The 7,243-nt window shown below is 33.7% G+C and carries 3 protein-coding genes; all 3 read right to left on the reverse strand.

Going from position 1 to position 7,243, the window contains the following annotated elements:
* Window positions 1–2,996: Eco57I restriction-modification methylase domain-containing protein (locus ACP5NR_RS08485; protein WP_428006326.1), on the reverse strand; the 2,996-nt coding region annotated here is incomplete at its 3' end.
* Between the two features lie 11 nt (window positions 2,997–3,007).
* Window positions 3,008–6,214, reverse strand: a complete 3,207-nt coding sequence (locus ACP5NR_RS08490; RefSeq protein WP_428006327.1) for a helicase-related protein — start codon at window positions 6,212–6,214, stop codon at window positions 3,008–3,010.
* Between the two features lie 764 nt (window positions 6,215–6,978).
* Window positions 6,979–7,243, reverse strand: a 265-nt coding sequence (locus ACP5NR_RS08495; protein WP_428006328.1) for a DDE-type integrase/transposase/recombinase, incomplete at its 5' end; no start/stop codon positions are given.

Below are 7,243 nucleotides of genomic sequence, written 5' to 3' on the forward strand. Positions count from 1 at the left end.
ATCATTTTTACATATTCATAAATTACTTTTGAATTCAGCAAAGCCATTACATATTTCAATTTATTACCTGTGAAAAATGCCATACTATCAAGAATAAAAACATTTGGCTCAACTAAACAGAAAGTTGGCTCTTGTGTAATTCTTTGCCACACCACCTTCTCCTTCTCAAACTCTGGGTAGTAGGTTGCAGCACAGCGTTGCAGGGCATACCATTCGTAGCGAATGCCAGTTTCTTCTTTGTTTCTTTTTGATAGTTGGTCTTTAAATTCAAGTAAATGGTTGTAAATAGCAGGATATTTTTTCTGAAATTCCTTTTCTGCTTTTTCACTTGCTCCTTGAATGCTGGTATCTTCGTGCAAAGGAAAATGCCAGGGTATAAAAATCACCCACAGCCCCGCCCATTCGTAATAATACCGCTTGATGTCTCTGCCACGCAAAATGGGCTTTATAATGGCTTCGGTGCGTTTTCGTTCTTCTTCGGTTTTGCAGTTTGCCAGTATCTCATCTCGCTTTTCTGTGGTAATTATAAAAGCTTCGTTTAATCCTGTTAATATGCCACGATAAATATTCACATCCCATTCTTTTAAAGGCTTGCCGATCTTTTCTATCTTCTCTTTGAGCCTTCTTTCTACATCATTACCTATAAACCATGCACCGTTATTCATTTTAGGTAACAAAATCGCATTCGTTTCAACGAAATTTGAAAGATTCTGAGCATCATTTTTCGATTTCAAAGTAACACCTTTAAACTGATTTTTGTTCTCAGTTTTTTGCATCAGCAAAATATTGGTATCAACGGTTGAACTTTCAAAAACACCTGGGCCAAGATCAATCAGAATCAACGGATTTTGAGTTAGGAAAAATGTTCTTAATGTTTCTCCATATCCGGCTCGCATCCATTTGTTGGAAGTGATAAAGCAGAGATATCCATTTTCCTTTAGCAATTGTAAACCTCTTTCGTAAAAAAGCGTGTAAATATCGCCCGTTCTTTTGTAGGTTTTGAAATTTTGATCCTCATATCTTTTGGCTAATGCACCATGATCTTTTTGAAGTTGTATGTAGGGTGGATTCCCTATCACGATGTCGAATCCATCTTTGACACCAAACATCCATTCTGGATCAAACCAATCAGATGGTTTTGAGGAAAACGGATCCCAATATGAAAGCATTCTTGTTTTAGTTTCATAAGACCCAAGTTTAATATATTCATTGAACATCTTATTCTGCACTTGTTTGAATTGTTTTTCTAAATTTTGTTTTTCCTGACCATAACTTGTAAAATACTTTTCTCTTATTTTTTTAAGTTCTTCTATCATTTTTTCATTTTCAAATAACATACTTTCTGGCAATTTTCTTAAAGTATCGGTGCATACGAATTTAAATTCAAGATTAGGAAGAGGCTTAATTCCCATATTATCTTTTGAACTGTCAATATTAGAATCAACTATCAAAGAGAGAAAAACTCTAAGTTTTGCTATTTCAACGGCTATCTCTTGGACATCTACACCATATATTGTCCTTTCTATTAGACCGAGTTTTCTTGTAAATTCCTCATTTTCTCCTTTTAATTTATCTTCAAAGATTTTTCTCACTACCGGTTCTAAGCGCTCAAATTGCTTCTCTTTCCATTTTGAAGCATCAGGATCCACCTTGTGGAGTATCCATGAAAGTTTTTGAAGAATTCCCATTGGAAAGGCGCCAGAGCCGCATGCAGGATCTATTATTCTGAGATCATCTATCGCGTTTATTATCTTCTCCTTGATCTTATCGTCTATATCGACAGTGTCTTCATGATAACTCAAAAGGTTTTCTATTGTTTTTTCATCAAGAGAGGTCTTATCGATTAAGTAATGCTTAAGGCTTTCATCTACCATGTAATCGACGATCTGTCTTGGCGTGTAATAACTACCAGTTGAATGTCTTGCACTTTCTCCGGTTTCAGGGTTTATTTCCGCGAGTAAATTTTCAAAGACTCTTCCAAGCATTTCAGGATCAACGGACAATTCAACGTCAAAAGGTGTACTTTCGTCTATTGTGAAATTGTAAGTTTCAAGCACATCAAAAAACTGATCAAACCATTCATTGGAAATTTTAACTGTATTTATATATCTCGACAATTGAGTTGCATCATCAAATTCGTAGTAATCGTCAGTCTTAGGCTCAAAGAGACCTCCGTTAAGAAATGGAATATCGTTGTAATCCTTTATTTTTCTTTGCTCAATTGGTGTGTTTAAGATTTGGAAAAATAAGGTTTCAAGAATTGTGTGAAAGTAATCATTTCCGTTTTGAATGGCATTGTTAACCGCATTCTTTGATAAAATCTCATCAGAAATAAGTGACTTCCCATTTACCGTTTTCTTTTTAAGGAACCAACAAAAAATTGTTCTGCCAATTAACCTCACGGCAAAATTTTGCTTTTGTTCATTATCGGCGCCGTCCGGTAACTTTATATTCTCGACAAGTTCGTTAAATAACTTTGATATATTTTGGTAGAATTCTTTGTTAACCACTTCTATGGAGAAACGACTCTTTAGATCTTCTAAATCTTTGATAGCGCCTTTTTTTATGAGAATTTGTTCAGGTGTCCTTACTTTTGCTTGCGGTCCGAGAAAAAATGAATATCTCCTTGGATTTGATTTTTCCTCTTTAATGCCTTTATCGCTTAATGTATAGTCTATCGTTACGAGTGATAACCTGTAATTTTGAGAATTTTTAGATTTTACGACCGCTAACACGTTGTCTATTATATTATCTTTCATGAATTTGAAGATCTCTTTTGTTATTGTGATTCTCGGATCTCTTTCAGATTCATGCTCAAACTCGTAAATATTTAAATTTGAAGATTTGCCAAGAGAAGATGTCCCAAGAGAGGTGCATGATTTGATTACCTTTGTATCTACTGATACATGTTCTTCTTCATATCTGAAATTATCCGGAAGAAAAGCCCTCAGAAAATTAACAAAATCTTCTCTTTTATAAGGATTATTCAAATCCATGTTGTCCCTCCTCAAAATTCTTCAGCAAAAATTATAACTTCTTCTCCTTCATCTATTTCTTTTGCGCGATTGATTATAGACATTATATACTCGTGCGGTATTTCTTTTTTAATTTCGTAAATTTTACTGTTGTAATTTCTGATATTCATCTTTCGAATAAGTCTCATGTATTTTTTAGGCAAATCATCGTATTCGTCAATAACCTTTATGAGATCATCTATATATTCTTTTAATCTGTCATCTAAAAGTTGCTTTTTAATTGCTTTAAGAACTTTGAGGGCATTACTTGTGCCTCTATCTCTTGTGAAATGAGAATTACGTTCGAATAACTTACTTTTCACTGCCTGATAAATTGGTTCAAATTGATCGCTTACATGTTCGGCTTTCTCATTTTTATCTGCTTTAAATAATTTCAGAGCTTCTTCAAATGTAATAGTGCTTATGGAATCTTCATTTCCGATTTTAAAGACATATTCATCCGCTTTTTTGCCAAAAACAACGACTCCTTTTTTACCCTTATCAACGGTTCTTTTTACCCTAACTCTTTTTGGGATTCCTTGAGATTTTTCAAGTAATTCAGGATTACTATTTCTTATTTCATTTATGAAATTTATGTATTCAACATCCCAGGACCTTTCTTCCTCTTCTTTGTATTGTCTTGCAAAATAAGAATGAAGTTCTTCATTGGAGGTTAATATCTTAGTGTCCTCTCCAATTATAGCTTGAATCATTGCCATCTTAAATGTTGTAATATGCATTACATTGGCTTCTCTTTCTCCAACATCTGATGGAAAGAAATTGTAGATGAAAATATCGTCAAAGACCTTTTTGTTTATCCTGTTTATCCTTCCTATTCTTTGAATGACTCTTGTTGGATTGTATGGAATATCGTAATTGAAGATCTTGTTTGCTCTGTTGAGATTAACGCCTTCGGACATCGCATCGGTGGTTACCAAAATATCAAAATCATATTTTTGATTATCGGAAGAAGCGTCGAAATTATCCTTGATCTTTTCTACTTTGTATTTCTCTGAAGCAGAGTAACTTATGATTTTAAATTTATCTTTTAGGTTTTCATAAAGATAATCCACTGTATCGGCAAATTCGCTGAAAATTACGATTTTACCTTCAGATATTTTTTTTGGCAGTATTTCTTTAAAATATTCAAGTTTCGGATCCGCTTTTTGTTTACCAAACCAATCTTCGCGTATTGCTTTTAGCAACTCAATATCTTTTTTTACATCCTCTTTAAACCCTACTTTTAATTCTTTCGCTTCTATAAATTCGTAACCCTTCTTGCGTAGATTATCGAGCTTGCGTAGATTATCGAGTTTATTTTCAATACTATTTCCTAATTCTTCAAAGAGCGACTTCTCATCGGTTTCATATTCTTCAAGATCTTCTGGTGAAAGAATATCTCCTTTCTTGTAAATGGGGACATATCCAAATTCGTACCATTTTAGAATTTTTTCGGATGATTCTATCATGCTATCAAGTGAAATTTTGAACGCTTTCATAGAACTTTCGAATCTTCTCACAAGATGTCTTCTCATAAAATTGGCAAGGTTTATTTGAGACTGTCTAAACAGTGTCTCGTCCATTTCAAACGTTTCGGAAATTTTATTTCTGTAACTTTCGTAGTCCTTAAGATAAAGCACAGGTGTGTATCTTGCTCCGATGAACCCTTTCTTGTCATCTTTAGGCGCTATTTTGTCAAGCGTTTTGATGTACAAATCTCTGAGTTCTCCGAGAGGATATTCAAGAATTTCAGGATCATGAACCGTCGGAAATTTTATATTTTGTTTTTTTATGTCATCTCTGTACTCTTTTATTTCTTGAAGGTCAATTCTTGATCTTCTTATGACTAAAGGAGATATTATATCTCTGATCTCATCCCCTATTTGTTGAATGTCTTTATCATTTAATAATTCCGTGTTTCTACTGTTTCTGCTTATATCTTTATACTTTTTGATCAATTCTGAGAATTTAACAGAGAGATTGTCAACAGTCCTGAGTGTTGATCTCGTTGGAATTTGGAAAAGTTTAATCAAAGAAAATATATCTTCTGGTTTATTGCTGTAAGGAGTCGCGGTTAGCAAAATAACTTTGTTCGATTGGCAAATCTTATGCAATATCGCATAATCTTGAGTTTCTTCATTTCTATATCTGTGCGCTTCATCCACTATGATTAGTTTTTCCTCCGAATCTTGGTTAACTTCTCTTAATGCGTCTTCCATCTTTCCGCTGCTAAACACTTTACCGTTAAAATCAAATTCATACCTGTAATCTTCCCATTGTTCTTTTAAATGCGGTGGAACGATCATTATAGTTCTCATTCTTAAATTATGAGCCACCGCAGAGGCTATTATACTTTTTCCAAGGCCGACGACATCAGCAATTATTACGCCTGAATGTTTTTTTATGATTTCAATAGCCTGCCCGATCGCATCTGTTTGATATTTAAGATCTAAGAACTTCTTTCTTGTTATTTCTGAAGGAATGGAAATCTTTTGATCTCTTTTTTTGTTGAATAATTCGTCAAGCACCCTTATGTAAATCAAGTATGGATCCGGAATCTTTTCAAACCAAATATTTTTAGCAATATTTTGATCAAAATCTTCTTTGGATATCTCAATAGAACTATCCCATAATTGACGGAAGAGTTTTTCCATATTCTCAAAATCTCTTTTATCTCTTATAATTACATTTATTTCAAATTGGTCTCTAAGCCCCTTGAGTGTGAGATTGCTTGATCCTGTTATGACCGTTCCGGGATTGAGACCATTTTCACTATGTTCATCTGAATTTTTGAACAGATAAAGTTTAGAGTGATTTGGCTCAAGTGTTTTTCTCAATTGGAGACTGCCATTTCTCAATTTTTCAACAAACAATTCGAATGATTCTTGTCTTTCTTTGTTATCAAAAAAATCCGTATCGTTAAACAATTTAACGAAGTATTTTTCAAATTGTTCTCTTACATTCTCTTTGCTTAGCGATTGACTGATCAAATTCTCATATTCGATTATCTTTTTGTAGTCAATGTCCACATCTAATCCAACAAGAATTTTCACATCTTTGTCTTTCAAAGATTTGTAAATTTGTTCAAATCCTGAAAAATAAAAATATCCCACAAGAAATAACAGTTCTTTCGTGGTTGGAATTATGTCGTTCATAATCTTTGAAAGGAATTCTTCCTGATTTGTTATGATTTCAGACACTTAAAAACATTCCTTTCCTTAAAAAATTTGAACAAATAATTTTCTTTTATTATACTCGAAAAATTGAGATTTCCCCAAAGTTGATACAGTTAAGAGCACAGAGCATGTACTTTTGAATGTATCATCTCTGGGGGCATATCAATCCATGCGCTCATCAAAACTGATCCACTACTCCAAGCGAGATCTTAAAATGTAATTGTGTGAAGCAAGCAAAAATGTGTGTTTTCTCTTATGCGGTCTGAATAAAATGAAATTTCGTTAGAAGAGTTGATGGTTACTGGTGTGGAGTAGGATTTGGGAGATGAATTTTCATTTTTGCCGTTTGTGGAGTTAGAAGATTCAGATCTTTTTTCAGATGCATATATACTAAAGCAGGTTCAAAAACCGAATAGAAGTTATAGAATAGAATCATGATACCAAAACAACAAAGATTATTGGATGAAGAATTAAAAAAACTTATAGAACTTGATATGCCCCCAAAATTGATACAGTCAAAAGTAGAGACCATGTACTTATGAATGTATCATTGCAGGATCAACGTTGATCCTGCAAAGTCGAATTCAGTAAGACCTAAGATAGAATTTTACCGGTGTTTCGTAGTTAATCGCACTATGTGGTCTTTGATAATTATACTATTTGAACCAGTCCGTTATGGATGATTTTATCTCGTCAATAGATAAAAGGTCAAAATCAATTCCTTTGAGGCATTCGTTGCTGAATCTGGTAAATCTCGCTGAAGCCATTCTGGTAAGACTTGCCTTTATCTATGAACTCGTGCTTGATTCTATTGTTGGAAAGGAAGAGATTGAAATTTTCCTGAATTCAGAGCCGTTGTCAGTTCTAAAGACTCTTGGCCTTGAGAAGAGTTTTATTGAGTTTTCAAAGACCTCAAGGACTTTCTGACCGGCAATGGAAAAGTCCATGTAATAAGATATGATTCTTTTTGAGAAATCATCTATGATGACAAAGATTCTAAACTTTCTTTTTCTTACCATACGCTCGACGAAATCAGCAGACCAAACATGGCCT

The sequence above is a fragment of the Athalassotoga sp. genome (genome assembly GCF_049965695.1).
In the GTDB taxonomy this organism is placed as follows: Bacteria; Thermotogota; Thermotogae; order Mesoaciditogales; family Mesoaciditogaceae; genus Athalassotoga.